This window comes from Aliamphritea hakodatensis (assembly GCF_024347195.1).
Taxonomy (GTDB): Bacteria; Pseudomonadota; Gammaproteobacteria; order Pseudomonadales; family Balneatricaceae; genus Amphritea; species Amphritea hakodatensis.
Map to the genome: position 1 here is coordinate 553,677 of NZ_AP025281.1, position 24,384 is coordinate 578,060.

Genomic DNA, 24,384 nt, shown 5'->3' on the forward strand with positions numbered 1-24,384 from the left:
TGAAAAGTTACTTCAGTAACACGTCTGTCGGCGGAGTTTCCGGCGCAGGCAGCCATTGGGCAGGCGACTGCCACTGGGCGATCCAGCTGGATATTTCTTCGGCAGGCATCGGTCGGGCGATGGCATAGCCCTGAGCCAGATCGCAGCCCAGTGACAGCAGTACTTCACCGTGGCGGACGCTTTCCACCCCTTCTGCTACCAGCTGTTTATTGAACAGTTTACCCAGCTGAATGATGCCCTTAAGAACCGTCAGGTCTTCCGTATCGCTGAGCATGTCGAAAACAAAGCCCCGGTCAATTTTAACCGTACTGGCGGGCAGGTCTTTCAGATAACGCAGGGATGAGTAACCGGTACCGAAATCATCAAGCGCAAAGTTGACCCCTAACTTAATACACCGGTGCATCGTCCGGGATACCTTGTTCAAGTCCCTGATAATGCTGCTTTCCAGCACTTCCAGTTCAATATAACCCGGATCAATTTGCGGGTAGCGGCCGAGAAGCGCTTCAAGCCGTTCAGTAAAGTTGTCCTGTTGCAGCTGCCGGGGCCCGACATTTATGCTGACGGACAGCATGTTGCCCTGACTGTGCCAGCGTGCGAGCTGGCGTAATGCCGCGTCGATTACCCATTCGCCAATGTCCACCGCCAGTGAATGTTCTTCCGTCAGGGGCAGGAAGTCAGCCGGGAATAACAGGCCTTTTGTCGGGTGCTGCCAGCGAATCAGCGCTTCAACCCCGAACACCTGAGCGGTGCGCATATTCACCTTAGGCTGGTAGTGGAGTACAAATTCATTGTTACTGACAGCCTGTTTCAGGCGTTCAATTTCTTCATGCTGATGTTTTATATTCCGCGCCAGATCAGAGTCGAAAATGTGGTAGCGGCCCTTGCCGGCCAGCTTGGCCTGATACATGGCCTGATCGGCCTGACGTAGCAGTTGCTCGGCGGTAATGTCTTCCTGCTGTGGATAAAACGTCACCCCCAGGCTGGCGGATACCTTCAGTTCAAGGTTGTTGATATAGACCGGTTCATTGGTCGCTTTTAACAGGCGTAAGAGATAAATTTCGTAAGGCAGCCCTTTGGGCAGGTCAACAAAGATGGCGGCGAACTCATCCCCGCCCAGGCGGGCAACGGTATCGGTTTCCCGCAGAGCGAACTTCATCCGTCGGGCAATTTCGACCAGCAGCAGGTCACCCACTTCGTGCCCCCAGGTATCGTTCACGGCCTTAAAGCCGTCCAGGTCGAGATATACAATTGCCAGGCTGAGGTCGCGGCGTTTTATCTGCAACATGCCGTGTTCAAGGCGGTCGGCCAGTAACAGCCGGTTAGGCAGGTTAGTCAGAGAGTCGTAGTGCGCGATGCTGCGCAGTTGTTCATCTTTGAGCTTCTGATCGGTGATATCGTAAAACAGCGCAACATACTGGCGCAGGCTTTTCTCTGAGTCCCTGATGGCGTTGATGGTCAGCTTAAGGGTGCGGGAGCCATTGCTTGCGTGACTTGTTTCCAGCTCACCCTCCCAGTGGCCGTGTTCCTGCAGTGACTGGTACATCCGCTGTGCATCATCGGTATCGTGAAATTCCCAGAACAGATCACGGATATTCTGGCCGATGGCTTCATTGTGGCTGTAACCGGTGATCCGGGTGTAGGCATCGTTGGTGTCCAGCAGGGTTCCCTGTGGGCTGATAATCATGATGCCTTCGCTGGTGTGTTTAAACACACTGGCAGCCAGCCGCAGCTTTTCGTGAGATTTTTTTCGCTCGGTTATGTCCCGGATGACCCGTATATATCCCAGCGGATTTCCCTGCGGGTCGGCAATGACGGTCGCCAGTGTTTCGCCGCGGAATGAGGAGCCGGTTGCGCGGCGGTACTCTGTTTCGTAAATAGCAGGGTTATGACTGTCTTCTGAGTACTGCAGATCCTGATAGGTATCGGCGTCGGCAGCCTGTTTATACAGCATCTGTGCATCACCGGATATCAGCTCATTCAGGGGGTAGCCGAACAGGGCTTCGCTGCCCCGGTTGGCGTTAAATATTTTACCGTCCGGCGTTGCACAGATGATTGCGTCAGAAATGCCGTCAAAAATGGATGACAGGGTGGCTTCATTTTCTTCTGCCTTGCGGCGGGCTTGCTGGCCCCGGCGCATGGATTTATAGAGCAGGACTATGAGTATCAGCAGTAAGGCAATTGAGCCTCCCATGGCCCAGATAACCTGACGGCTCTTTGAGGCTATCTGGTCGGTCTGGACATCAACCATGGCTTCCAGCTGATCCTGATAATGGCTGATGACCTTGTCCATATTTGCGGTGACCGGCGTGACAATGGAGTACAGTAAAACCTGCCCGTCAATATTCAGCGGCACGGTACGGACTTCTACTTTCCGGTTGCTGCCATCGGACATTGAATGCCGGAATATAAAAAACCGCCGGCCTTCCTGCCGGGCCAGTTTAACTTCTGCAGCAACCTGTTCCGGTGTCAGCATGTTCAGGTCTGCCACGGTCATTGATTCCAGCCGGGTTTCCGAGTAGCCATAGAAGCTTGCCGCAGCGGCGTTGGCATTCACGATACGGTTGGTGTCCGGATCAATTAACAGCATGGTGGCAGGGTGTTGGTCGAACGCCTGATTAAACGTTGGCATGTCGGTCTGGCTGTAAGCCGGTTGTGTCAGGCCGACAGTGAAGGCATATAGCATGATGCTAAGCAGGTGAGTCGCCTTCAGTGTTGAGGTCATGATGCAGTCCGTGAGTAATTATCTGATCAGGCCGGAAGCGCTGTAACAGTGTTTCCGGCATGGTTGCCCTTACGCTCATCCTGAGCTGGCTGTCGCGGCTGATGTTCAGCCGCTGCCATACAGATAAAGTTTTAGCACATCAATCGTTTGTTTTAATAGCGGCCAAGTCCCCATTATATGAGGTTACAGCGGCCTGCAAGATAACTTTGCAGGGCGGCCGGGGAGATATCAGCGGGCGTCAGAGCTGCAGGCGTCGCTGCAGGGCGATGTAATTTTCGCGACTGCGTTGCTGTAAGGGGTGTTGTCCGGCAAAAATTCTTTGCTGTCCGGCGATATAGACATCTTTCACCGGGTTTTCCCGGCAGGCGAAAATCCAGCGGTTCAGTAACTGTGCCGGTTGCGCGCCGGCGATTTCTGCCAGTCCGTTGTCCAGCGTCATGAAATCCGCCCGGGCACCGGGACGCAAGCCGCTTTCTATACCTGCAGCCTGAGCGCCGCCTGCCAGACAGGCGCTGAACAGATAGTCTCCGACAGCGGGCTGTTCAGAAGTGTACAGCCGGTTACGCTGCCGCGCCTGAAGCCGTTGTCCGTATTCCAGCAGGCGCAACTCCTCTGCTACCGATAAACCCACGTGGCTGTCTGAGCCGATGCCGATGCGTCCCTGTTCTGCGAAAAAGCTCTGGGCGGGAAATATACCGTCCCCCAGATTAGCTTCCGTGGTCGGGCACAGGCCGGCAACGGCGCCGGAGCGGGCCAGCTGGCTGATCTCGGCAGGGTCCAGGTGCGTTGCATGAATCAGACACCAGTCCGGTGTGACGTCCGTGTTGCTGAACAGCCATTCCACCGGTCGCTGGCCATAATGATCCAGGCAGTCCCGGACCTCTTTTTGCTGTTCGGCGATGTGGATATGTACCGGTAAAGGTTGCTGCTGTGCACCGAGTACCCGGTTGATCTGTTCTGCGGTAACCGCCCGGATTGAGTGGAAACACAGGGCCAGCTGCCGGGTCAGGGGCGCAGAGGCTGTTTGCCGGGACAGGTTTTCCAGCAATCTCAGATATTCACCGGTTGAGTGCCGGAAGCGTTGTTGCGCCTCGTTGCAGGGCTGCTCTGCGAACCCGCCGTAGCTGTAGAGGACCGGGGCCAGCGTAATGCCAAGCCCGGTTGTGTCTGCAGCCTGTAGCAGGCGAAGATTCATTTCTGCCGGATCAGCATACGGTTGCCCGCCGGGCGCGTGGTGCAGATAGTTAAATTCCACTACCTGCCCGTAGCCAGCTTTGAGCATATCGATGTACAGCTCGGTGGCAATGATTTCCACATCATCCGGGGTGAGCCGGGCAACCAGCTTGTACATAGTGTCCCGCCAGCTCCAGAAATTATCATCCGGGTCCAGACTGACCTCACTCAGGCCGGCCATAATCCGCTGAAAAGCATGGGAGTGGAGGTTGGCCATGGTCGGTAATACCGGGCCGTTTAACAGGGAGGCGTCTGCTGGCTGGGGCTGATTTGCTGCCACCCGGGTAATCAGGCCCTGGCTGATTTCTATAAGAACGTTTTCCTGCCAGCCGTCAGGCAGCAGGGCCAGAGGGGCAAAGAACCTTTGGTGAGACATGCTGGCTCCGCGACGGATAAATCCGTATTTGTTTATTGTTTATCTTGTATATACAACCTTTTGTCTTGGTGTTGCAAGCTTTTGCCGTATAATTCAGTGATGCTTAAACCGGCAGAGGGTGATGGATTTTCATTCTGTGCTGTTAAAACGCCAGCGGAGTAACGGATGCGCCAGCAGTCTCAACATTTAGCCGATGAACTGAAAACAAGCCTGACAGAAGGGAACGGTCCCTTGTATGAACAACTGAAGCAGGCAATTGCCAGCCGGGTACGGGACGGTAGCTGGGCAGCATTACAGCGGGTACCTTCTGAAGCCGAGCTGGTGAAAGCGCTTGAAGTCAGCAGAATGACGGCAAACCGGGCGTTAAGGGAGCTGACGACGGAAGGCATTCTGCAGCGCCAGCAGGGGGTAGGCACCTTTGTTGCAGAAAAGAAGCTGCCGTCCGCTTTATCGGAAATTCATGATATTGCAGAAGAAATAGCCAGTCGGGGTAATCAGCACCGGGCTGAAGTGCTGTGTCTGGAGCGGGCGCAGGCTTCGCAACAGGAAGCAACCGGGTTAGGCGTGCGTACCCGGCACCCGGTATTCCGTTCTCTGTTACTGCACTTTGAAAATCAGCTGCCGATCCAGCTTGAATCCCGGGTGATTAATGCCGAGCTGGCACCGGAATACCTTCAACAGGATTTTACGGCCATCACACCATCGGCGTATCTGAGCCGGATTGCCCCTTTAACGGAAGGTGAGCATTTGGTGGAAGCGGTGCTGGCGACCGCTGAGCAGGCAGTATGGCTGCAGATGGATGTGGCTGAGCCCTGCCTGCAGATTCAGCGCCGCACCTGGTCCCGTGGGGAGCTGGTGGCCAGTGCCCGGCTGCTGTCTCCGGGGAGTCGCTTCCAGTTATTTGGCCATTTCGGACGCAGCACCTGAAATCTCTCTGATCCGCTATGCTTAAAAAGCGCAGTGACAGTGTTTGATTTTAAGTTGTATATACATGTATGCTAGTTTTAAAATAAACAGTTTACGTGTTGCAGGAGCATGCCATGACCACTCTTAACCGAATCCGTGAAGGGGATATTATCGCGCCGACCGGTAGCCGACTGAATGCCAAGAGCTGGCTGACAGAAGCGCCGTTACGGATGTTGATGAATAATCTGCACCCTGATGTGGCTGAAAACCCGCATGAGCTGGTGGTCTACGGAGGCATTGGCCGTGCCGCACGGGACTGGGAAAGCTATGACAAATTGGTGGCAACCCTGAAAGAGCTGGAGGCTAATGAGACGTTGCTGGTGCAGTCTGGTAAGCCGGTTGGGGTATTCAAAACCCATGAAAATGCCCCCCGGGTGCTGATCGCCAATTCAAATCTGGTACCACACTGGGCTAACTGGGAACACTTTAATGAACTGGATGCCCGCGGGCTGGCAATGTATGGCCAGATGACCGCCGGTTCCTGGATCTATATCGGCAGTCAGGGCATCGTACAGGGGACATACGAAACCTTTGTGGAAGCCGGGCGTCAGCATTACGACGGCGATCTGCGTGGCCGCTGGATTCTGACCGCCGGGCTTGGCGGGATGGGCGGTGCTCAGCCGCTGGCGGCTTCACTGGCCGGTGCCTGTTCGCTGACCATTGAGTGTCAGCAAAGCCGGATCGACTTCCGCCTGCGGACCCGTTATCTGGATGAACAGGCAACGGATCTGGATGATGCGCTGGCCCGGATTAAAGCACATTGTGCTGCGGGGCGTGCTGTGTCGGTCGGCCTGTGTGGCAATGCCGCTGACATTCTTCCGGAAATGGTTAAACGGGGCGTACGCCCTGATATGGTTACCGATCAGACCTCGGCCCATGATCCGCTGAACGGCTATCTGCCACAGGGGATGAGCTGGGAAGAGTATCGTCGCCGGGCCGATACCGAACCGGCTGAAATTACCCGGCTGGCCAAGCAGTCTATGGCGGTTCAGGTCAGTGCCATGCTGGCGTTTCAGCAACAGGGTATTCCTACCTTTGATTATGGCAACAACATCCGCCAGATGGCCCTTGAGGAAGGTGTGGATAACGCCTTTGATTTCCCGGGATTCGTGCCCGCCTATATCCGGCCGCTGTTTTGCCGGGGCATAGGTCCGTTCCGCTGGGCGGCGCTGTCCGGCGATCCTGACGATATTTATAAAACTGACGCGAAAGTTAAGCAACTGATCGCGGACGATAAACTCCTGCATAACTGGCTGGATATGGCCCGTGAACGGATTCAGTTTCAGGGGCTACCGGCCCGTATTTGCTGGGTTGGACTGGGGCAGCGGGCAAAGCTGGGCTTAGCCTTCAATGAAATGGTGCGCAGCGGTGAGTTGTCTGCCCCGGTAGTGATTGGTCGTGATCACCTGGATTCCGGCTCGGTGGCCAGCCCTAACCGTGAAACAGAAGCCATGCGTGACGGTTCCGATGCGGTATCAGACTGGCCTTTGCTGAATGCTCTGCTGAATACCGCTTCAGGGGCAACCTGGGTATCACTGCATCACGGCGGCGGTGTTGGCATGGGCTTTTCCCAGCATTCGGGCATGGTGATTGTGTGCGACGGCACCGCAGAGGCGGACGAAAGAATTGCCCGTGTGCTGACCAATGATCCGGGCACCGGTGTGATGCGCCATGCGGATGCGGGTTATTCTGAAGCGATTGCCTGTGCGAAGGAGCAGGGGCTGAAATTGCCAATGCTGGATTAAATACCTGTAACTGTTTGTTTCTGAAATCTATATTAAAAGTGCCGGTCCGATAGCGGTGAGGCACAAAACAATAATAATGGAATGAGTATGCAGGCAAAGGTGATATTTGATCAGCGGCTGTGCTGGCAGGACCTGCTGGCCGTGGCTGATGGTGCAACGCTGGACATCAGCGAGGAACGCTGGCAACGGATGGCGCGTGCCCGCAGCGCCGTCATAGATATGGTTGAGCGCGGTGAACGGGCGTACGGTATTACGACGGGGCTGGGAGACCTTTGTAATCATCTGCTGGCACCGGCAGAGCTGGCCGAAATGTCGCGGGGGACGATTCTGAATCATGCCTGCGGTGTGGGGCCTGTTCTGGAACGGCGTCAGGTCCGGGCGATTATGGCCGCGGCCATTGCCAATTACAGTCACGGGTATTCCGGCATATCCCCGGACATTGTCACGGCACTGCTGGCAATGCTAAATAATGGCGTGACCCCGCAGGTGCCGGAGCAGGGGTCAGTCGGCTATCTGACCCATATGGCACATATCGCCCTGCCGCTGCTGGGGGTAGGCGAAGTCGAGTACCAGGGGCAGCTGATACCGGCAACCGAGGCGTTTCAGCAGGCGGACATTCAAGTACCGGAAATCGGGCCGAAAGACGGCCTGAGCCTGGTGAACGGTACCCCCTGTATGACCGGGTTAGCGTGTCTGGTGGCCGCCGACAGTGAGCATTTACTGGGTTGGTCTGATCTCAGTGCTGCACTGAGCTTTGAAGCCTGTGGCGGGCAACTGGCGGCTCTGGGAGCAGCTAATCTGGCATTAAAGGCTTCGCCGCAGGTCAGCCTTGTGGGCCGTCGTTTACGTGGTTTTCTTAAAGACAGTCGCTGGTTGGAATCCCGGCAGGGCCAGCGGACCCAGGATGCCCTCAGCCTGCGCTCCATTCCGCAGATTCAAGGCGCCTGCCGTCAGCAGTGGCAACATTTCAGTGAACTGGTTAACCGGGAACTGAACGCTGCCACGGATAATCCCCTGATTCTGGAGGAAGATGGCGGCTACCGGGTGGTTTCTCAGGCCAACCCTCACGGAGAAAGCCTTGCGCTGGCCAGCGACGGACTGGCGCCGGCACTGGCTGAACTGACCTCGGCGGGCGAGCGGCGTACTTACCGTTTACTTAATCCACAAATCAGCGGGTTGCCGGGGTATCTGACCGATGAAGGCGGGATCAGCTCCGGTTTAATGATCGTGCAGTATGTCAGTGCATCCCTGAGTGCGGAGAATCGCCGTCATGCGCAGCCAGTATCGGTGGATAACTATGTCACTTCAGGCTTGCAGGAAGATCATCTCAGCTTTGGCACCAGCGCGGTTTTAAGGTTATTTAAGCAGCAGTCAAACTTACAGAAAGTGTTGGCTATTGAGTTGATGTGCGCTGCCCAGGCCTTTGATTTTATTGCTGCCGATCACCCGCAGGACAAGCATCTGTTCAGCCGGGGTGGCCAGTTACTCTGGCAGCGTATTCGCCAGCATATTCCGCATTACACCCGGGAGCGCTGGGTGGCAAAAGATATTCAGCAATTAGATGCATTACTGGCTGATCCGGAGGTGCTTCAGGCGCTGGAGCATCAGGCAGGTATAGGAGACACTGAACATGTTTGAGTTACAACTGATTCCCGGCAGCCTGACGCTAACGGATTTGCGGCAGATCAGCCGCCGGCGCTTGCGGATGGGGCTCAATACTGCCGCGGTGGCGGCGATTGATGCCAGTACTGAAGTGGTTAACCGGGTAATAGAAGAAGACCGTACTGTGTACGGCATTAATACCGGTTTTGGCCTGTTGGCAAATACCCGGATTGCCAGTGAAGATCTGCAAACCCTGCAGCGCAGTATTGTACTGTCCCACGCTGCCGGTATCGGTGTGCTGATGGATGATGCCACCGTCCGGCTGATGATGGTGCTGAAGATTAACAGTCTGGCTCGGGGCTATTCCGGTGTGCGTTTGACCGTGATTGAAGCGCTGATCAGCCTGCTGAATGCCGAAGTGTTTCCCTGCATTCCCAGTAAAGGTTCGGTAGGCGCTTCAGGGGATCTCGCGCCGCTGGCGCACATGAGTGCAGTGCTGCTGGGTGAGGGCCGGGCGCGTTATAAAGGTGAAGAAATTTCCGGTCAGGCGGCACTGGCGATCGCCGGTATCGAACCGCTGACACTGGCCCCCAAAGAAGGTCTGGCATTGCTCAATGGTACGCAGGCATCCACTGCCTTTGCGCTGGAAGGATTGTTTCATGCGGAAGATCTGTTCGCGTCCGGCGTGGTGTGTGGTGCACTGTCGGTGGAAGCCGCGCTGGGCAGCCGGCGGCCGTTTGATCCGCGGATTCATGCCGCCCGTGGTCAGATTGGTCAGATCGATACAGCAGCGGCCTATCGCAGCCTGTTGAGTGATAACAGCGAGCTGGGGGATTCCCATGTGGGCTGTGAAAAAGTGCAGGATCCTTATTCCCTGCGCTGCCAGCCACAGGTAATGGGAGCCTGCCTGGATCAGATCCGGCATGCTGCGCAGGTACTGGTTATCGAGGCGAATGGCGTATCGGATAACCCCTTAGTCTGTGCCGCTGAAAATGACATTATTTCCGGCGGCAACTTCCACGCTGAACCGGTGGCGATGGTGGCGGATAATCTGGCGCTGGCCATTGCTGAGATCGGCTCGCTGGCAGAGCGGCGGATTGCCCTGCTGATAGACAGCGGTCTGTCCGGCCTGCCGCCCTTTCTGGTGGATAACGGCGGGGTGAACTCCGGCTTTATGATCGCGCAGGTAACCGCTGCGGCGCTGGCCAGTGAGAACAAAACGCTGGCGCATCCCGCATCGGTGGACAGTTTACCGACGTCTGCCAATCAGGAGGACCATGTATCCATGGCTACTTTTGCCGGCCGGCGTTTACGGGATATGGCTGAAAATACCCGGGGGATTCTTGCGGTTGAGTTACTCAGTGCCGCGCAGGGGCTGGACTTCCGGGCACCGGTAAAAACCTCCGAGCGGTTGGAACAGGCCAAGTCAGCACTACGTGCCAGAGTGCCTTTCTATGATCAGGACCGGTATTTTGCTGAGGATATCGCCCAGGCAAATGCCCTGCTTGCCGAAGCACCGCATAACGAATCTATGCCGGCAGAGCTGTTGCCTTCACTGGGACAGAGCTAAACAGGAGTATCAGGATGTCTAGCCAGACGTGTCAGCATTTGTGGCATGGTTTTCATGCAGTCACCATGGTTGACGGTTGTTATAACACCATTGAAGACGCCGCGATTGCGGTCGATGACGGCGTCATAAGTTGGGTAGGGCGTTATGCAGACTTTGCCGGAGAGGCCGCACAGAAAACCGACCTTGAAGGTGGCTGGGTGACTCCCGGAATGATCGACTGCCACACGCATATAGTGTTTGGCGCAAACCGCAGCCGGGAATTTGAGCTGCGCTTACAGGGCGCCAGTTACGAAGAAATTGCCCGGGCCGGTGGCGGCATAGCTAACACGGTTAAATCCACCCGACAGGCCAGTGCATCAGAGCTGCAGCAGCGTGCTGAAAGCCTGTTGCAGGACCTGATGGCGGACGGTGTGACGACCCTGGAGATTAAATCCGGTTACGGACTGGATCTGGAAAACGAAGCCAAAATGCTGCGGGTGGCCAGACGTCTGGAGGAACACTGGCCGGTCGAAATACTGACGACCTGTCTGGCGGCCCATGCAATGCCACCGGAATTCAGTGATGGGGATGCGTACATTGATTACCTGTGCGAAACCCTGTTACCGGCAATAGCCGAACAGCAACTGGCAGATGCGGTGGATGGTTTCTGTGAAAAAATTGCCTTTTCGCCGGCACAGATTAAACGTTATCTGCAAACCGCTGCCGGGCTGGGCTTGCCCCTGAAACTGCACGCGGAGCAGTTATCGGCCCTGGGGGGCAGCAAAATGGCTGCAGAACTGGGCGCGTTGTCAGTGGATCATCTGGAATATGCTACCGCGGAAGATGTTGCGGCAATGGCGGAAAATGACACCGTGGCCGTGATTCTGCCCGGTGCATTTTATGTGCTGAAGGAAACCCGGCAACCGCCGGTGCAGTTGTTAAGGGATCATAATGTGCCGATGGCACTGGCCAGTGACAGCAATCCGGGATCATCGCCGGTACGCTCGTTACGGCTGATGATGAATATGGCCTGCACCCTGTTCGGCTTTACACCGGAAGAAGCGCTGGCAGGCGTGACATGTCACGCTGCCCGGGCGCTGGGGCTGGATAAAACCCACGGTACGCTAACACCGGGTAAGCAGGCTGATTTCGTCTGCTGGAACATAGAATCACCTGCTGAGCTAAGCTATTGGTTAGGGGGACGCCTTAACAAAGCCAGAGTGAAGCGAGGTGTACGCCGTGATATCTGATCCGTTTGAGTTTACGCCGGGGACAACACCGCTGTTGGTCAGCATGCCGCATTCAGGATTACAACTGACCGATGCCGTCGCCAGTGGGCTGACCGCATCGGCCCTGCAACTGGCCGATACCGACTGGTTTATCCCTGAACTGTACAGTTTTCTGAGTGAGTTGGGGGTGGGGGTAATCCGTGCGAATTATTCCCGCTATGTGCTTGATCTGAACCGTTCGCTGGATGACAAGCCTTTGTATACGGGCAAGGTGACGGGGCTGTTTCCGGCCATCAGCTTTACCGATGACAGCCTGTTTTTACCCGGACAGGAACCGGATGAAGATGAACGGGAGCGCTACAAGCAGCAGATCTGGCGGCCTTATCATCAGCAGATCCGTAACGAGCTGGACCGACTGAAGGCAGTGCATGGCAACGCGATGCTGTTTGATGCGCACAGTATTGCACCACGGGTGCCGATGCTGTTCGATGGCCGTTTGCCGGATTTCAATTTTGGTAGCAACAGCGGTGCCAGTTGCCGGTTTGGCTTAACGGCGCAGTTGGAGGCACTGGCCTGTGCTGATGGCCGGTTTACCTGTGTAACCGATGGCCGCTTTAAAGGCGGCTTTATCACCCGTCATTTCGGTCAGCCGGCTGAAGGTATTGAGAGCCTGCAACTGGAACTGTCACAGGGTACTTATCTGGCGGATGATGCCTTCACTGCCAAGCGTTTTGATGCCTATCAGATCGACCCTAAAAAACTGTGCCATGTGCAGCCGCTGTTGCGGCAGATTACCCAGCACTTACTGGATGCCCTGCAGCATTAGACGGTTTGTTTAATTTCGAGACACAGCTGGCTGGCCTGATGGGGCAGTATGTCGGCAACTCTCACCAGATGATCGAAGTGTCTGGACAGCCCGCTGATTTGCTCACTGCCGGTGACCATCAGATAGGTACCGCCCAGATAAATCGCTGCCCGCTGGTTGCCGAATACGGTTAATGGCGCGGAATAGTGTTTCAGCCGGTCATAAAAATGTACCCGCAGGGTCGGATAGTGTTCATCAATGAGCCGGGCCATGTAATCAAACTGGGCGAGCCGTAACGGCCTGGGAATGTTCTGCCAGATGCCCTGACCCTGTGCCAGTTCATGAAGGGCCTGTACTGGCATACATATTTCCAGATCATTACCCCGTTCCTGAACGGTTTTCAGTAAATCTTCCCCGAAGTTGTACCGGGCTGAGGCTCTGTGAGGCTCCAGCTCATGATTGACCAGCTCCGGCAGGCTGAGCATGTCCGGCAGATAAGCCGGCACATAGCGGGTTTTGCCGCCGTTAATTTCTGCCCGCCACTGGGTGAGGGGGGAATGCTGGGCCTGATCCGGTATCAGTTCAATTTCAGCACTGCTGGATACCTGCAGGCTGGCATCGCTGGCACCGGTCACACCTAGCAGCCAGTCGATTGACACACCCTGGGCGGCGGCGATGCGCATCAGTGCTTCGGCACGGGGCAGGCGCAGGTTCGCCGGATCAAGAAACTGGCTCATGGCCGAGCGGTCCAGCTGGCACTGGCGGGCAAACTCGCTCGGGTTAAGGCCGGACTGTGCCAGCAAATCTTTCAGACGCTCACGAAACACAGGGGCAATTTCCCGTTTATCCATGCTGATCACCTGTTGTTTTGTAAAAGTAACGATTTATGTATTTATACAACAAAATAACATTAATGCTGTAAATATTATGCATAAATTACAAATTCACAAATAGCCTCACCGAATGTCAGGGCATATGCTTTTCTTATTGATACTTAAGGAGATAGTTATGCCTGCCAAATGCAGATTCCGGATTGAGTGGCCAACTTTATTGCTGATAATTGCCTGTTACGGCAGTTGGTGGCTGGCAATGTCAGCGGTGCAGTGGAGTGCTCTTGTATGGCTGAGTTTACCGGTGGTTCTGGCATTGCAATCTTCGTTACAGCATGAAGTGTTACATAATCATCCTACCGGCTGGCGCTGGCTGAATGAGCTGCTGGTCTTCCTGCCAATCGGTATTTTTCTGCCTTATGAGCGCTTCCGGGACAGCCATCTTATTCACCATCAGGATGAAAATCTGACGGACCCCTACGATGATCCGGAGTCGCATTATGTTGATCCGCAACGGTGGCAGGCGATGCCGACGGCCGTCAGGGATATTTACAATTTTAATAACAGTTTGCTGGGGCGGATGCTGATTGGTCCGGCGTTGTCTATGTGGCTGTTCTACCGGAGTGATCTGCGGGCGGTGATGTCCGGTGACTGGCCGGTGATCCGCGCGTATCTGATGCATCTGCTGGGGTTGCTCCCGGTGCTGTGGTGGCTGGCTGAAGTGGCGCAGGTGAGTCTCTGGATATATTTACTGTGTGCCTACGGGGGGTTGTCGATTCTCAAGATTCGTACCTTTCTGGAACACCGGGCACACTTTGCGGTGGCGGCCCGTACCGTAGTGGTTGAAGACCGGGGGGCGCTGGCCTTTCTGTTTCTGAACAATAATTTTCACGCCGTGCATCACCAGTGTCCCGGTGTGGCCTGGTACCGTTTGCCGGCGCTGTACCGGGAACAGCGTGAACAGTTTCTGGCGGATAACCAGCAGTACCGGTATGACAATTATCGTCAGGTGTTTAAAGAATATTTCTTGCAGGCTAAAGAGCCGGTATCCCATCCGCAGATGCCGGTTACGCAGGATACTCCGGTTCAGCAGAATTCCGGCGAGGTGGTCGGATGATTGCCCGCTTACCTATGTATGACTGGCCGGAACTGCAGGACCAGCATGCCGCTGTGTGGCAGCATCTGGCTGGGGTATTGCGGGAGGATCTTGCCGCTGAAATTACTGTACCTGAGACACTGACCGGGGGCGGTGACCTTGTGCAGCAATGGTGTTCACCGGATTTACTGATCGGACAAACCTGTGGATTACCCTTTGCGCAGGGGCTGTATAAGCAGACCTCTTTACTGGGCAGTCCCGTTTACCGGTTGGAAGGTTGCGGTGCAGGGGAGTACAACAGCGTGATAGTGGCAGCGCCGGGGGTGAATGCCGATACTGTTTGTCTCAGTGGTTGCAGGCTTGCAGAGCCTTCGGTGCCGCTGCGGGCCGCAGTGAACGCAACGGATTCTCAGTCGGGTTTTTCTGCGCTGCTTTACAGCCTTGCTGCTGAATCTCTGGGGAGTTTCAGTGTTTCCGGCAGCCACCGCCGTTCAGTGCAGATGCTGGCAGCAGGAGAGGCAGATATCGCGACAATAGACGCAGTGAGCTGGGCGCTGGCACAGCGTTATGAGCCGGCAGCGGAAACCTTGCAGGTGATAGGTTTCAGTGAGCCGACGCCCTGTCTGCCGATGATCAGCGGAGTCAGCGGCTATGCCGGAGAGATCCGCCAGAGCCTGATGCGGGGGATTGCAACGCTGGATGAATCTCTGAAAGCAGATTTGCTTTTGGACGGGCTGGTGGAGCGAAATGTTTCCGACTATCTGTTTCTGTCGCCCCGGCTGACCGGGGCGATGCAGAAACATGGTCTGACAGAGGTTAGCGTTCCAGCAACGGCTTAAGGAACTGGCCGGTGTAGGAGTGCTCGGTAGCGGCAACGTCTTCCGGGGTGCCGGTCGCGATGATGTGGCCGCCTTTGGTGCCGCCTTCCGGCCCCAGGTCGACAATCCAGTCCGCGGTTTTAATCACATCCAGATTATGTTCGATGACCACAATGGTGTTGCCGTGATCCCGTAAGCGATACAGCACGTTCAGCAGCTGCTGAATATCATAGAAGTGCAGGCCGGTGGTCGGCTCGTCCAGAATATACAGAGTCTTGCCGGTGTCCCGTTTACTCAGTTCCTTGGCCAGTTTCACCCGCTGGGCTTCACCGCCGGAGAGAGTAGTAGCAGCCTGACCCAGACGGATGTAGCTCAGACCTACGTCAATCAGAGTTTGCAGGCGGCGGGCCAGTGCCGGAATTGCATCGAAGAATTCACGGCCGTCTTCAACGGTCATTTCCAGTACTTCGTCGATGCTCTTACCCTTGTATTTCACTTCAAGTGTTTCGCGGTTATAGCGTTTGCCTTTACAGACGTCGCAGGGCACGTATACGTCCGGCAAGAAGTGCATTTCTACCTTGATGACCCCGTCACCCTGACAGGCTTCACAGCGGCCGCCTTTGACGTTGAAGCTGAAGCGGCCGGGCTTGTAACCCCGTGCACGGGCTTCCTGGGTGCCGGCAAACAGTTCCCGGATCGGAGTGAAAATGCCGGTGTAGGTTGCCGGGTTTGAGCGCGGTGTTCGGCCAATCGGACTCTGGTCAATATCGATGACCTTATCCATCTGTTTCAGGCCGTCAATCTCCTGATGCGGGGCGGCATCAAGGGTAGTCGCCTTGTTCAGTTCGGTGGCTGCCAGCGGATAAAGCGTGCCGTTGATCAGGGTGGATTTACCGGAGCCGGAGACCCCTGTTACACAGGTTAACAGACCCAGCGGAATCTCCAGATTCACCTTGTTAAGGTTGTTACCGGTAGCCCCCAGAAGTTTCAGCCAGCGGCCATCCGGTGTGTTGCGCTTGCTGGGTATTTCAATTTTACGGCGGCCGGAAATGTAGTCGCCGGTAATGGAGTTCACGTTATCCATTACCTGCTGTGGCGTACCCTGAGCGATGATTTCACCGCCGTGTACCCCGGCTCCCGGGCCCACGTCGATAACATGATCCGCCAGACGGATAGCGTCTTCATCGTGTTCCACTACGATGACGGTATTACCCAGATCCCGCAGATGAACCAGAGTCTTCAGCAGGCGGTCGTTATCCCGCTGGTGCAAGCCGATTGAGGGTTCATCCAGAATGTACATTACGCCGACGAGGCCGGCACCGATCTGGCTGGCCAGACGGATTCGCTGGGCTTCGCCGCCGGACAGGGTTTCGGCGCTGCGTTCCAGTGACAGGTAGTCCAGACCCACGTTGACCAGAAAGGCCAGCCGCAGGCGGATTTCCTTGACGATCTTGTCGGCGATTTCACCGCGTTTGCCACTTAGCTTGAGGGTTTCAAAGTAGTCATAGCAGTCACCGATGGCCATCTCAACGATTTCTGGCAGGGTCTCGGTGGCAATGAATACATGGCGGGCATCGCGGCGCAGACGGCTGCCGTCACAGGACGGGCAGGACTGCATATTGATGTATTTGGACAGGTCTTCACGGACCATTTCTGATTCGGTTTCCCGGTAACGGCGTTCCAGGTTGTTCAGTACCCCTTCAAACGGGTGGGATTTGCTGATGGAATCGCCCCGGTCATTCAGGTACTTAAAGGCAATATTGTCTTTACCGCTGCCCTGCAGAATGACCTTTTGCTGCTTGGCGCTAAGCTCGCCAAACGGGGTGTTGATGTCAAAATCGTAATGGGCGGCAACGGCTTTTAACTGCTGGAAGTAATACAGTGCCCGGCGGTCCCAGCCCCGGATTGCCCCTTCAGAAAGTGTCAGGCTTGAATCGCTGACGACTTTTTTCGGGTCAAAGAACTGTTTTACACCCAGGCCGTCACAGGAAGAACAGGCCCCGTGAGGGTTGTTGAATGAGAACATCCGCGGTTCAAGTTCCTGGATGCTGTGGCCACATTTCGGACAAGCAAAACGGGCTGAGAACACCATGTCTTCCCCATCGCCGTCCATGTAGCAAACGGTGGCAATGCCATCGGTCAGGTTCAGTGCGGTTTCGAATGATTCCGCCAGACGGGCCTGTAAATCCGGGCGGACTTTAAACCGGTCAACCACGGCTTCAATGTCGTGTTTCTTGTTTTTGTCCAGTTCCGGCGCGCTGTCGATATCAACCACAATACCATTGATACGGGCACGGACAAACCCCTGGGTTTTCAACTCGCTTATGGTGTGTAAGTGCTCACCTTTGCGGCCCTGAACAATGGGGGCCAGTAACATCAGCTTGCTGCCTTCCGGCAAGGCTAATACCTGATCAACCATCTGGCTGACAGTTTGGGCGGCAAGTGGCAGGTCGTGGTCCGGGCAGCGGGGCTCACCGGCACGGGCAAACAGCAAACGCAGGTAATCATAAATCTCAGTAATGGTGCCCACGGTAGAACGGGGGTTATGAGAAGTAGACTTCTGCTCGATGGAGATTGCCGGTGACAGGCCTTCGATGTGATCGACATCGGGCTTTTCCATGACCGACAGGAATTGCCGGGCATAGGTCGACAGCGATTCAACATAACGGCGCTGGCCTTCTGCATAGAGGGTGTCAAATGCCAGCGATGACTTGCCTGACCCGGAAAGCCCGGTGATAACAACCAGCTTATCGCGGGGAATTTCCAGATCGATATTCTTAAGATTGTGGGTACGGGCCCCGCGAACCAGGATTTGTTCCATCAGTATGTCCGACTTGTGCGCAAAAGGAGTCAATTATAGAGGCAGATGCTATATAAAAGCACCCTAAAAAGCTGTTTATTTATACAGATAATTGATGAGTGTTCAGAGGGGTAAATATGCTATGCTTGGCGCCAGGAAAATGAATCGGCCACCGTCCGGGGCCGAACCAAGATCAACAGATGTAATATAGCCCCGCAGGACGCTGGGGGGAGTGGAGAATTCAATGGCACGCGGTATTAACAAAGTCATTCTGATTGGTAACCTGGGTAATGACCCGGATACTAAGTACATGCCCAGCGGCAACGCGGTTACCAACATTACTGTAGCGACGTCTGAAAGCTGGAAAGATAAGCAGACAGGTCAGCAGCAGGAGCGTACCGAATGGCACCGTGTGGTGTTCTTTAACCGTCTGGCAGAAATTGCCGGTGAATACCTGCGTAAAGGTTCTAAAGTGTATCTGGAAGGTTCACTGCGGACCCGGAAATGGCAGGATCAGAGCGGTCAGGACCGTTACACCACCGAAATCGTTGCCAGCGAAATGCAGATGCTGGATGGCCGTGGCGACAATAATGGCGGTTATCAGCAGCAGGGTGGCTATCAGCAGCAGGCGCCACAGCAGCAACAGGCACCGCAACAGCAATATCAGCAACCGCCTCAGCAGCAGGCCCCGCAACAGCAGTATCAGCAACCCCCTCAGCAACAGGCGCCTCAGCAGCAATACCAGAAGCCGCCTCAGCAGCAGGCTCCGGCCCCGCAGCCTGCACCGGGCATGGATGATTTCGACGACGACATCCCGTTCTGATCCATTGTTTCTGTTGTGAGGTAATAGTCAGTTATGCTGAAGGCGTTTATATCCCAGCCAGCTAAATTGCTCATTATTGGTGCCGACAGCCAGATCGGGTATTTCCTGAATCTGGCTGCCCAGGCCGATGCATTTTATATTCCGGTACCCTTCAGTGACGCAGAGCTGGATATCAACGACCGTCAGGCACTGGAGCAGCGGCTTGATGAAGTTCAGCCTGACTATGTGATCAACACCTCCGGTTATAACGACGTGGATCAGGCAGAGCGTGATCCTGATGAGTGTTACCGGCGCAATACCAAAGCGGTTGAAACCCTGGCGGCCTGCTGTGCTGCCCGGGATATCGCCGTGCTGCATTTATCATCGGACTATGTGTTTGATGGCCATTATGCCAGCGGTTATGCGGAATCCGATGAAGCCAAACCTCTGGGAGTGTATGGCGACAGTAAGTGGCGCGGTGAAGAAGCCTTGCGTCAGCAACTGGAACGGCATCTGATTTTGCGGGTTAGCTGGGTATTCAGCCCGGTTGGCGATAACTATATGCAGCGGGCGTTGCGTCAGGCACGGCAACAGGATGTGATAGACGCTGCGGATGACCGCCGTGGCTGTCCCACCTCTGCTGCGGATATCGCGCGGGTGATTGTTGCCATGCTTAAGCAGGTGCATAACGGTGCAGATGCCTGGGGTACTTATCATTATTGCGGCGCTGAAGTGACTTCCCGTTACGGATTCAGTGAAGCGGTGCTGGCAGCAGCCGGTCAGTATGAAGAATTTCGTGCGCAGGAAATCCGGGCGGTACCGTCAAAGGATTACGGCACGGATACCGAGCGGCCGGCATCTTCCGTACTGGTCTGTAAGAAGTTGCTGAACGCATTTGGCATTCGGCAGATTCCGTGGCGGCATGAGCTGATCAATGTGGTTAAAACCCTGTATCAGCCGGTGGTTGAACAGGATATCCGGCCTTAAAGGTTGTCAGCAGCTCCGGCTGGAGCTGCTCATCAGGTAAGTCAGAACAATGGCTTACCAGGGGAAAGGCATGTGGCTGCGTGCCACGGCAAAGATATACCCCCAGCAAGCCAGTGCCAGTAGCAGCGCTACGGTGCGTACCGCTTTGGTTTTACCGCGTTTCAGTGCTACTGTTCCCAGTACGATATAAGCAACCAGAGCACCCAGTTTAGCCGTTAGCCAGGCATCGGTGAACGGATACTGGCTGAGTGTGATCGTCAGGCCAACCGCCGTCACCAGCAGTAAAGTATCGATGATGTGCGGTGCAATTTTCACCCAGCGACGCTGTAGCAGGCGGTTATCAGTCAGCATCCAGAAGCCGCGAATCGCGAATGAAATCAGGGTTAGCATGGCACAGGTCATGTGCAGATGTTTTAATAGCATGTACATAGGTCTGTTTGACTCTTAGAATAAGCAGCTCTATATATGGCGTTATGGTATGAGTTTTAGCGCTATATAGAGGTATAATCGGGTTTGTGAGTAATGCTTCGCTTCTTTGACGAAGGCGGTCCATTCTCACTGATTTACTCACCAGAAGCCAGTATGGCGGATTGCAGTTATGACAGAATCGACATCTTCTCAGCCAGTTTTAATCGATAAGTTCGGCCGCCGGGTCGAGTATGTGCGTCTGTCGGTGACTGATCGCTGTGATTTCCGTTGTGTTTACTGCATGTCTGAAGAGATGGAGTTTCTGCCCCGTGAGCAGGTTCTGTCACTGGAAGAAATCTATAATCTGGCGAAAAGTTTTACTGATCTGGGGGTCAATAAGTTGCGTCTGACCGGCGGAGAGCCGCTGGTGCGTAAAGGTGTTCTGGGGTTGATTGAAAAAATGGGTCAATTGCCGGCTGAGTTGTTGATCACCACCAACGGTTCTCAGTTGCCGAAAATGGCGAAAGACCTGAAGCGTTTTGGCGTGGATCGTCTGAATATCAGCCTGGACAGCCTGCAGCGGGATAAATTTCAGCGTCTGACCCGCAGTGACCGTTTGCATCAGGTGCTGGCGGGCATTGATGCGGCCTGTGAAGCCGGGTTTAACGGCATTAAGCTCAATGCCGTGGTGCTCAAAGGGCGTAACGATGATGAGGTGGTCGATCTGGTGGAGTTTGCCCGTGACCGGGAAATCGATATCACCTTTATCGAAGAGATGCCGCTGGGGGCAATTACTGAGCACGACCGTGCTGAGTCATACTGTTCCAGCGACGAAATTCTGGAAATGCTGAACCAGGAATATGATCTGCTTTCCAGTACTGAAAAAACCGGCGGGCCTTCCAAATATTACCGGATGAGCGACAGCCGCAGTAAGATTGGTTTTATTTCACCCCACAGTCATAACTTCTGCGGCGAATGTAACCGGGTACGGGTAACCGTTGAAGGGCGTTTGTTACTGTGTCTGGGGAACGAGCACTCGATGGATCTGCGGGAAGTAATGCGCAGTCATCCGGGTGATAACGAACTCCTTAAGCAGAAGCTGATTGAGTCGATGGATCTGAAGCCGGAACGGCATTATTTTGATCTTGAAGCTGAGCCGCAGATCGTCCGTTTCATGAATATGACCGGCGGCTGATTCAGCCGCGTACCAGTGCCGGAAGTCGTCGCGGTACCGGGCTTTTCTTTACAATTGCACTGCTGGTTTCGGCCAGTTCCACAATATGGTTGAGCTGTTCGTCCAGGTCGCTGATCGAACGTAATACCAGACGAATAATAAAACAGTCTTCACCGGTTACTTTGTCGCACTCAATGCAGGCGGGCATGGCGGTCAGGCGCTTTTCCAACTGATGTAGCTGTCCGGGCAGGGGTTTTACCCTGACGAGAGATGTCAGCGTAAAGCCAAGCTTTTCCAGATTAACCTCGATGGTGTAACGGCTGATCACGCCGTGTTCTTCCAGTCTTTTTATGCGTTCAGTGATGCTGGGTGCAGACATGCCGATCTGGCTGGCCAGTGCGCTGACCGGCAGGCGGGCATTCTCTGCAAGGATGCTGATAATTTCAATATCGATACCATCAGGTGTGAATGTCTTTGAAGATGAAGGCATATCGTGGATTTGTCCGTTAAAAATAAGGTTATGGGCTGATTTTGCCTGTGTTTATTTATAGATGATTTTTCTGTTGGGCGTAAACTGTTTATTCTTTTCAGGCAATGTATTGGGTGGGAGCGATGAACTTAAGCCGCAGGCAAACAGGGATTGCAGAGATGGTTCTGGCGATGGGGCTTTCCGGTACACTGGGATTCTTCGTGGTGGAGGCGGATCTGCCGGTCTGGAATATCGTTTTTTTTCGTTGTGTATTTGCACTTTTCGGGCTGGGGCTTTATTGCTGGTGGCGGGGATTTCTCAGCCCGTGGCCGTTGCGAGGACGTAATCTGCTGTTTGCTTCGCTGGCGGGTGTGGCGCTGGTCGCTAACTGGTTGTTGCTGTTTGGGTCCTACCGGTATGCTTCAATTTCGCTGGCGACCACTGTGTATCATACCCAGCCATTTTTTTTACTGTTACTGGCCCGGGTTCTGTTTGCGGAAACCTTCGATCTGAAAAAACTTCCCTGGTATCTGTTTGCGTTCACCGGATTGTTGCTGATTATAGAGTTTCGCTGGAGCGGGCTGGCTGATTCAGAGCAGTTGCTGGGCTTTCTAATGGCGCTGGGGGCGGCTGTGTTATATGCCCTGACGACGTTGTTAACCCGGCGGGTTGCTGATGTCCGGCCGGAAGTGATCGCGCTGTTGCATGTATTTATTGGTGTTCTGTTGTTGTGGCCGGTACTGAATACCGCTGAGTTACCCGTGTTAGCTGAACAGTGGGGGTATCTGGCGGTGCTGGGGTTGGTGCATACCTGCATGATGTATATCTTTCTGTATTCCGCTTATCAGAAGTTGCCGGTGGCGCTGATTGCCATTCTTGCCTTTCTGTATCCGGCGATAGCCATCATGGTGGATTATCTGGTTTATGATCAGTTGCTAAGTGTTTCTCAGTGGCTGGGTGTGACTGCAATTTTGTTGTCGGCAGCGGCGATGAATGCGAACTGGCCCTCTTTGAAGTGGCGGCAGGTCTGAGAGGCGGATTTTCGGGGAGTTCGGGGCATTTTATGACGAAAGGTTGGTAAAAGAAGAAAGAAATGGACTGAAATCTCTGGCGTCTCGCGGTAAAATAGACTGTTTAAGTTTGTAGTTCGCTGAGGAGCCTTAATGGCCGAGTCTAACACCCCGAATGATCCGTATCAGAATATTCGTCCGTATCATGACAGGGAAGTAAATCTTGTTCTGAATAAACTGATCCGTAACGATGAGTTTATTTCGGCAATTACCCGCTACCAGTTTCCACAGCTGGCATCCTGGCTGGGTTTTCTGCTGAAGCCAGCTATCCGTATTTTTCTGGCACAGAAAACTGATGAAGTTAAAGCCATCGCGGACTTTCAGGGTCTGGTTGCCGGTTATATGGAAAAAATGATCAGCCGGACCACTACTCGCCTGAGCTGTTCCGGGTTTGAGAATCTCGACAGTGACGAAGCCTATCTGTTTATCTCCAATCACCGTGATATAGCGATGGATCCTGCGTTTGTAAACTGGGTACTGCATCAGAATGACCGCAATACAGTTCGTATTGCGATTGGCGATAACCTGCTGCGTAAGCCTTATGTATCGGACCTGATGCGTCTGAACAAAAGCTTTATTGTGAACCGTTCAGCAAAAGGCCGTGAGGTATTAACCGCGCTGGGGCAGCTGTCAGCATATATTGATCATTCGCTGGTGCAGGACGAGCACAGTGTGTGGATTGCACAGCGTGAAGGCCGGGCGAAAGACGGCAACGATGCGACTGATCCGGCGATCCTGAAAATGTTCTATATGTCACACCGTAAAGAGCGTTCCTTCAAAGAATTTCTGAACCGGATTAACATTGTGCCGGTTTCAATTTCATATGAGTACGATCCCTGCGATTCTGCAAAAGCGAATGAGCTGTGTGCCAAGCAGCAGGACGGCAATTACGAGAAAGGCCAGTACGAAGACATTGAAAGCATTGTGCAGGGCATCACCGGGAATAAAGGGCATGTCCATGTTGCTTTCGGAAACGTGATCCGGGACATGGAAACCCCGGAAGAGCTGGCAGCAGAGATTGATCGTCAGATTATTGAAAACTATTATTTGCATCCTTCCAATTTGATTGCTGCCGGTGAAGATAACGCAGAAGCGTCATCGCAGGAACGTAATCAGTTCGAAGAGCGTTTGCAGGGGTTGGAGCCGACGGCCGCAGAGATTCTGCGTCAGATGTATGCTAACCCGGTTAAGAATAAACATACCCTGCAGGAGGGTGTATGACAGGTTTGACTCATCTTGATGAGAACGGGCACGCCAATATGGTGGATGTGTCTGAAAAGGCAGTAACCAGCCGTGAAGCGACTGCTCAGGCGGTGGTAAAGATGCTCCCGGAAACCCTGCATATGATCACTGCCGGTGAGCATAAAAAGGGCGATGTCATTGCGGTTGCCCGCATTGCCGGTATTCAGGCAGCTAAACGTTGTGCCGATCTGATTCCGCTGTGTCACCCGCTGATGCTGAGTAAGGTTAAAGTGGAGCTGACGCCCCGTCCGGAAGACAGCTGCATCGTTATTCATGCAACCTGTAAACTTGCTGGCCAGACCGGTGTCGAAATGGAAGCACTGACCGCAGCGTCGGTGGCGGGTCTGACTATCTATGACATGTGTAAGGCTGTCGATAAAGGCATGGTCATGTCTGATGTAATGCTGCTGGAAAAGAAAGGCGGCAAAAGCGGACACTGGCAGGCTGACGTTTAAATATCT

At 54.4% G+C, this 24,384-nt stretch carries 20 protein-coding genes; 14 read left to right on the plus strand and 6 right to left on the minus strand.

From position 1 onward, the window contains the following. Positions 1-7: 7 nt before the first annotated feature. Together PCI15_RS02455 and PCI15_RS02460 are read right to left on the minus strand one after the other, a co-directional pair. Complete coding sequence (locus PCI15_RS02455) at positions 8-2,722, minus strand: sensor domain-containing protein (protein ID WP_271272788.1); 2,715 nt, start codon at positions 2,720-2,722, stop codon at positions 8-10. 238 nt (positions 2,723-2,960) lie between these two features. Next, positions 2,961-4,331 carry a formimidoylglutamate deiminase gene (locus tag PCI15_RS02460; RefSeq protein WP_271272789.1) on the minus strand — a complete coding sequence of 457 codons (1,371 nt, stop codon included), beginning with the start codon at positions 4,329-4,331 and terminating at the stop codon, positions 2,961-2,963. Between the two features lie 165 nt (positions 4,332-4,496). Here PCI15_RS02460 and hutC point away from each other — a divergent pair, with 165 nt between their 5' ends. From hutC to hutG, 6 genes are all read left to right on the plus strand, one after another. Then, positions 4,497-5,258, plus strand: coding sequence for a histidine utilization transcriptional repressor HutC (gene hutC / locus PCI15_RS02465; protein ID WP_271272790.1), 762 nt, complete (start codon positions 4,497-4,499; stop codon positions 5,256-5,258). A 113-nt stretch (positions 5,259-5,371) separates the two neighbouring features. After that, positions 5,372-7,042, plus strand: coding sequence for a urocanate hydratase (gene hutU / locus PCI15_RS02470; protein ID WP_271272791.1), 1,671 nt, complete (start codon positions 5,372-5,374; stop codon positions 7,040-7,042). 87 nt (positions 7,043-7,129) lie between these two features. Then, complete coding sequence (locus PCI15_RS02475) at positions 7,130-8,680, plus strand: HAL/PAL/TAL family ammonia-lyase (RefSeq protein WP_271272792.1); 1,551 nt, start codon at positions 7,130-7,132, stop codon at positions 8,678-8,680. After that, positions 8,673-10,214: a histidine ammonia-lyase gene (gene hutH / locus PCI15_RS02480; protein WP_271272793.1), complete on the plus strand. Its 1,542-nt coding sequence runs from the start codon at positions 8,673-8,675 to the stop codon at positions 10,212-10,214. Before PCI15_RS02475 ends, hutH begins: the two co-directional genes overlap by 8 nt. A gap of 14 nt (positions 10,215-10,228) precedes the next feature. Further along, on the plus strand, positions 10,229-11,443 hold the full coding sequence (gene hutI, locus PCI15_RS02485) for an imidazolonepropionase (protein ID WP_271272794.1): 1,215 nt from the start codon (positions 10,229-10,231) through the stop codon (positions 11,441-11,443). Beyond that, on the plus strand, positions 11,433-12,248 hold the full coding sequence (gene hutG / locus PCI15_RS02490) for an N-formylglutamate deformylase (RefSeq protein WP_271272795.1): 816 nt from the start codon (positions 11,433-11,435) through the stop codon (positions 12,246-12,248). Before hutI ends, hutG begins: the two co-directional genes overlap by 11 nt. Here the strand turns inward: hutG and PCI15_RS02495 are convergent. Beyond that, the gene (locus PCI15_RS02495) at positions 12,245-13,078 is read right to left on the minus strand and encodes a helix-turn-helix domain-containing protein (protein ID WP_271272796.1); all 834 of its coding nucleotides are present in this window, start codon (positions 13,076-13,078) and stop codon (positions 12,245-12,247) included. The genes hutG and PCI15_RS02495 overlap by 4 nt on opposite strands. Before the next feature lie 157 nt (positions 13,079-13,235). Here PCI15_RS02495 and PCI15_RS02500 point away from each other — a divergent pair, with 157 nt between their 5' ends. Further along, a complete protein-coding gene (locus PCI15_RS02500; RefSeq protein WP_271272797.1) occupies positions 13,236-14,174 on the plus strand; it encodes a fatty acid desaturase in 939 nt (312 codons plus the stop codon). Further along, complete coding sequence (locus tag PCI15_RS02505) at positions 14,171-14,992, plus strand: phosphate/phosphite/phosphonate ABC transporter substrate-binding protein (protein ID WP_271272798.1); 822 nt, start codon at positions 14,171-14,173, stop codon at positions 14,990-14,992. Before PCI15_RS02500 ends, PCI15_RS02505 begins: the two co-directional genes overlap by 4 nt. Here PCI15_RS02505 and uvrA read toward each other — a convergent pair. Continuing rightward, complete coding sequence (uvrA, locus tag PCI15_RS02510; RefSeq protein ID WP_271272799.1) at positions 14,970-17,792, minus strand: excinuclease ABC subunit UvrA; 2,823 nt, start codon at positions 17,790-17,792, stop codon at positions 14,970-14,972. The two genes, PCI15_RS02505 and uvrA, sit on opposite strands and share 23 nt — an antisense overlap. A gap of 223 nt (positions 17,793-18,015) precedes the next feature. Here uvrA and ssb point away from each other — a divergent pair, with 223 nt between their 5' ends. Continuing rightward, entirely contained in the window at positions 18,016-18,594 is a 579-nt protein-coding gene (gene ssb, locus PCI15_RS02515; RefSeq protein WP_271272800.1) for a single-stranded DNA-binding protein, read from the plus strand. Positions 18,595-18,627: 33 nt separating this feature from the next. Next, positions 18,628-19,560 carry a dTDP-4-dehydrorhamnose reductase gene (gene rfbD, locus PCI15_RS02520; protein ID WP_271272801.1) on the plus strand — a complete coding sequence of 311 codons (933 nt, stop codon included), beginning with the start codon at positions 18,628-18,630 and terminating at the stop codon, positions 19,558-19,560. Positions 19,561-19,614: 54 nt separating this feature from the next. Here the strand turns inward: rfbD and PCI15_RS02525 are convergent, their stop codons facing one another. Continuing rightward, entirely contained in the window at positions 19,615-19,983 is a 369-nt protein-coding gene (locus PCI15_RS02525) for a SirB2 family protein (RefSeq protein ID WP_336296727.1), read from the minus strand. Between the two features lie 175 nt (positions 19,984-20,158). Between PCI15_RS02525 and moaA the strand changes: the two genes are divergently transcribed. Beyond that, positions 20,159-21,163, plus strand: coding sequence for a GTP 3',8-cyclase MoaA (moaA, locus tag PCI15_RS02530; protein ID WP_271272803.1), 1,005 nt, complete (start codon positions 20,159-20,161; stop codon positions 21,161-21,163). A gap of 1 nt (position 21,164) precedes the next feature. Here moaA and PCI15_RS02535 read toward each other — a convergent pair whose 3' ends face one another. Then, positions 21,165-21,632, minus strand: a complete 468-nt coding sequence (locus tag PCI15_RS02535; protein ID WP_271272804.1) for an Lrp/AsnC family transcriptional regulator — start codon at positions 21,630-21,632, stop codon at positions 21,165-21,167. Positions 21,633-21,754: 122 nt separating this feature from the next. On the opposite strand from PCI15_RS02535, the gene PCI15_RS02540 reads away from it, so the two are divergent. From PCI15_RS02540 to moaC, 3 genes are all read left to right on the plus strand, one after another. Next, complete coding sequence (locus PCI15_RS02540; protein WP_271272805.1) at positions 21,755-22,642, plus strand: DMT family transporter; 888 nt, start codon at positions 21,755-21,757, stop codon at positions 22,640-22,642. Between the two features lie 132 nt (positions 22,643-22,774). Next, positions 22,775-23,902: a lysophospholipid acyltransferase family protein gene (locus PCI15_RS02545; protein WP_271272806.1), complete on the plus strand. Its 1,128-nt coding sequence runs from the start codon at positions 22,775-22,777 to the stop codon at positions 23,900-23,902. Next, the gene (moaC, locus tag PCI15_RS02550) at positions 23,899-24,378 is read left to right on the plus strand and encodes a cyclic pyranopterin monophosphate synthase MoaC (RefSeq protein ID WP_205657668.1); all 480 of its coding nucleotides are present in this window, start codon (positions 23,899-23,901) and stop codon (positions 24,376-24,378) included. Before PCI15_RS02545 ends, moaC begins: the two co-directional genes overlap by 4 nt. Positions 24,379-24,384 lie beyond the last annotated feature (6 nt).

What these genes read in the sequence shown, in the direction of transcription:
- PCI15_RS02455 (WP_271272788.1), bottom strand. Translation starts at nt 2,722, where the DNA reads ATGACCTCAACACTGAAGGCGACTCACCTGCTTAGCATCATGCTATAT.
- PCI15_RS02460 (WP_271272789.1), bottom strand. Translation starts at nt 4,331, where the DNA reads ATGTCTCACCAAAGGTTCTTTGCCCCTCTGGCCCTGCTGCCTGACGGC.
- hutC (WP_271272790.1), top strand. Translation starts at nt 4,497, where the DNA reads ATGCGCCAGCAGTCTCAACATTTAGCCGATGAACTGAAAACAAGCCTG.
- hutU (WP_271272791.1), top strand. Translation starts at nt 5,372, where the DNA reads ATGACCACTCTTAACCGAATCCGTGAAGGGGATATTATCGCGCCGACC.
- PCI15_RS02475 (WP_271272792.1), top strand. Translation starts at nt 7,130, where the DNA reads ATGCAGGCAAAGGTGATATTTGATCAGCGGCTGTGCTGGCAGGACCTG.
- hutH (WP_271272793.1), top strand. Translation starts at nt 8,673, where the DNA reads ATGTTTGAGTTACAACTGATTCCCGGCAGCCTGACGCTAACGGATTTG.
- hutI (WP_271272794.1), top strand. Translation starts at nt 10,229, where the DNA reads ATGTCTAGCCAGACGTGTCAGCATTTGTGGCATGGTTTTCATGCAGTC.
- PCI15_RS02495 (WP_271272796.1), bottom strand. Translation starts at nt 13,078, where the DNA reads ATGGATAAACGGGAAATTGCCCCTGTGTTTCGTGAGCGTCTGAAAGAT.
- PCI15_RS02500 (WP_271272797.1), top strand. Translation starts at nt 13,236, where the DNA reads ATGCCTGCCAAATGCAGATTCCGGATTGAGTGGCCAACTTTATTGCTG.
- PCI15_RS02505 (WP_271272798.1), top strand. Translation starts at nt 14,171, where the DNA reads ATGATTGCCCGCTTACCTATGTATGACTGGCCGGAACTGCAGGACCAG.
- uvrA (WP_271272799.1), bottom strand. Translation starts at nt 17,792, where the DNA reads ATGGAACAAATCCTGGTTCGCGGGGCCCGTACCCACAATCTTAAGAAT.
- ssb (WP_271272800.1), top strand. Translation starts at nt 18,016, where the DNA reads ATGGCACGCGGTATTAACAAAGTCATTCTGATTGGTAACCTGGGTAAT.
- rfbD (WP_271272801.1), top strand. Translation starts at nt 18,628, where the DNA reads ATGCTGAAGGCGTTTATATCCCAGCCAGCTAAATTGCTCATTATTGGT.
- PCI15_RS02525 (WP_336296727.1), bottom strand. Translation starts at nt 19,983, where the DNA reads ATGCTATTAAAACATCTGCACATGACCTGTGCCATGCTAACCCTGATT.
- moaA (WP_271272803.1), top strand. Translation starts at nt 20,159, where the DNA reads ATGACAGAATCGACATCTTCTCAGCCAGTTTTAATCGATAAGTTCGGC.
- PCI15_RS02535 (WP_271272804.1), bottom strand. Translation starts at nt 21,632, where the DNA reads ATGCCTTCATCTTCAAAGACATTCACACCTGATGGTATCGATATTGAA.
- PCI15_RS02540 (WP_271272805.1), top strand. Translation starts at nt 21,755, where the DNA reads ATGAACTTAAGCCGCAGGCAAACAGGGATTGCAGAGATGGTTCTGGCG.
- PCI15_RS02545 (WP_271272806.1), top strand. Translation starts at nt 22,775, where the DNA reads ATGGCCGAGTCTAACACCCCGAATGATCCGTATCAGAATATTCGTCCG.
- moaC (WP_205657668.1), top strand. Translation starts at nt 23,899, where the DNA reads ATGACAGGTTTGACTCATCTTGATGAGAACGGGCACGCCAATATGGTG.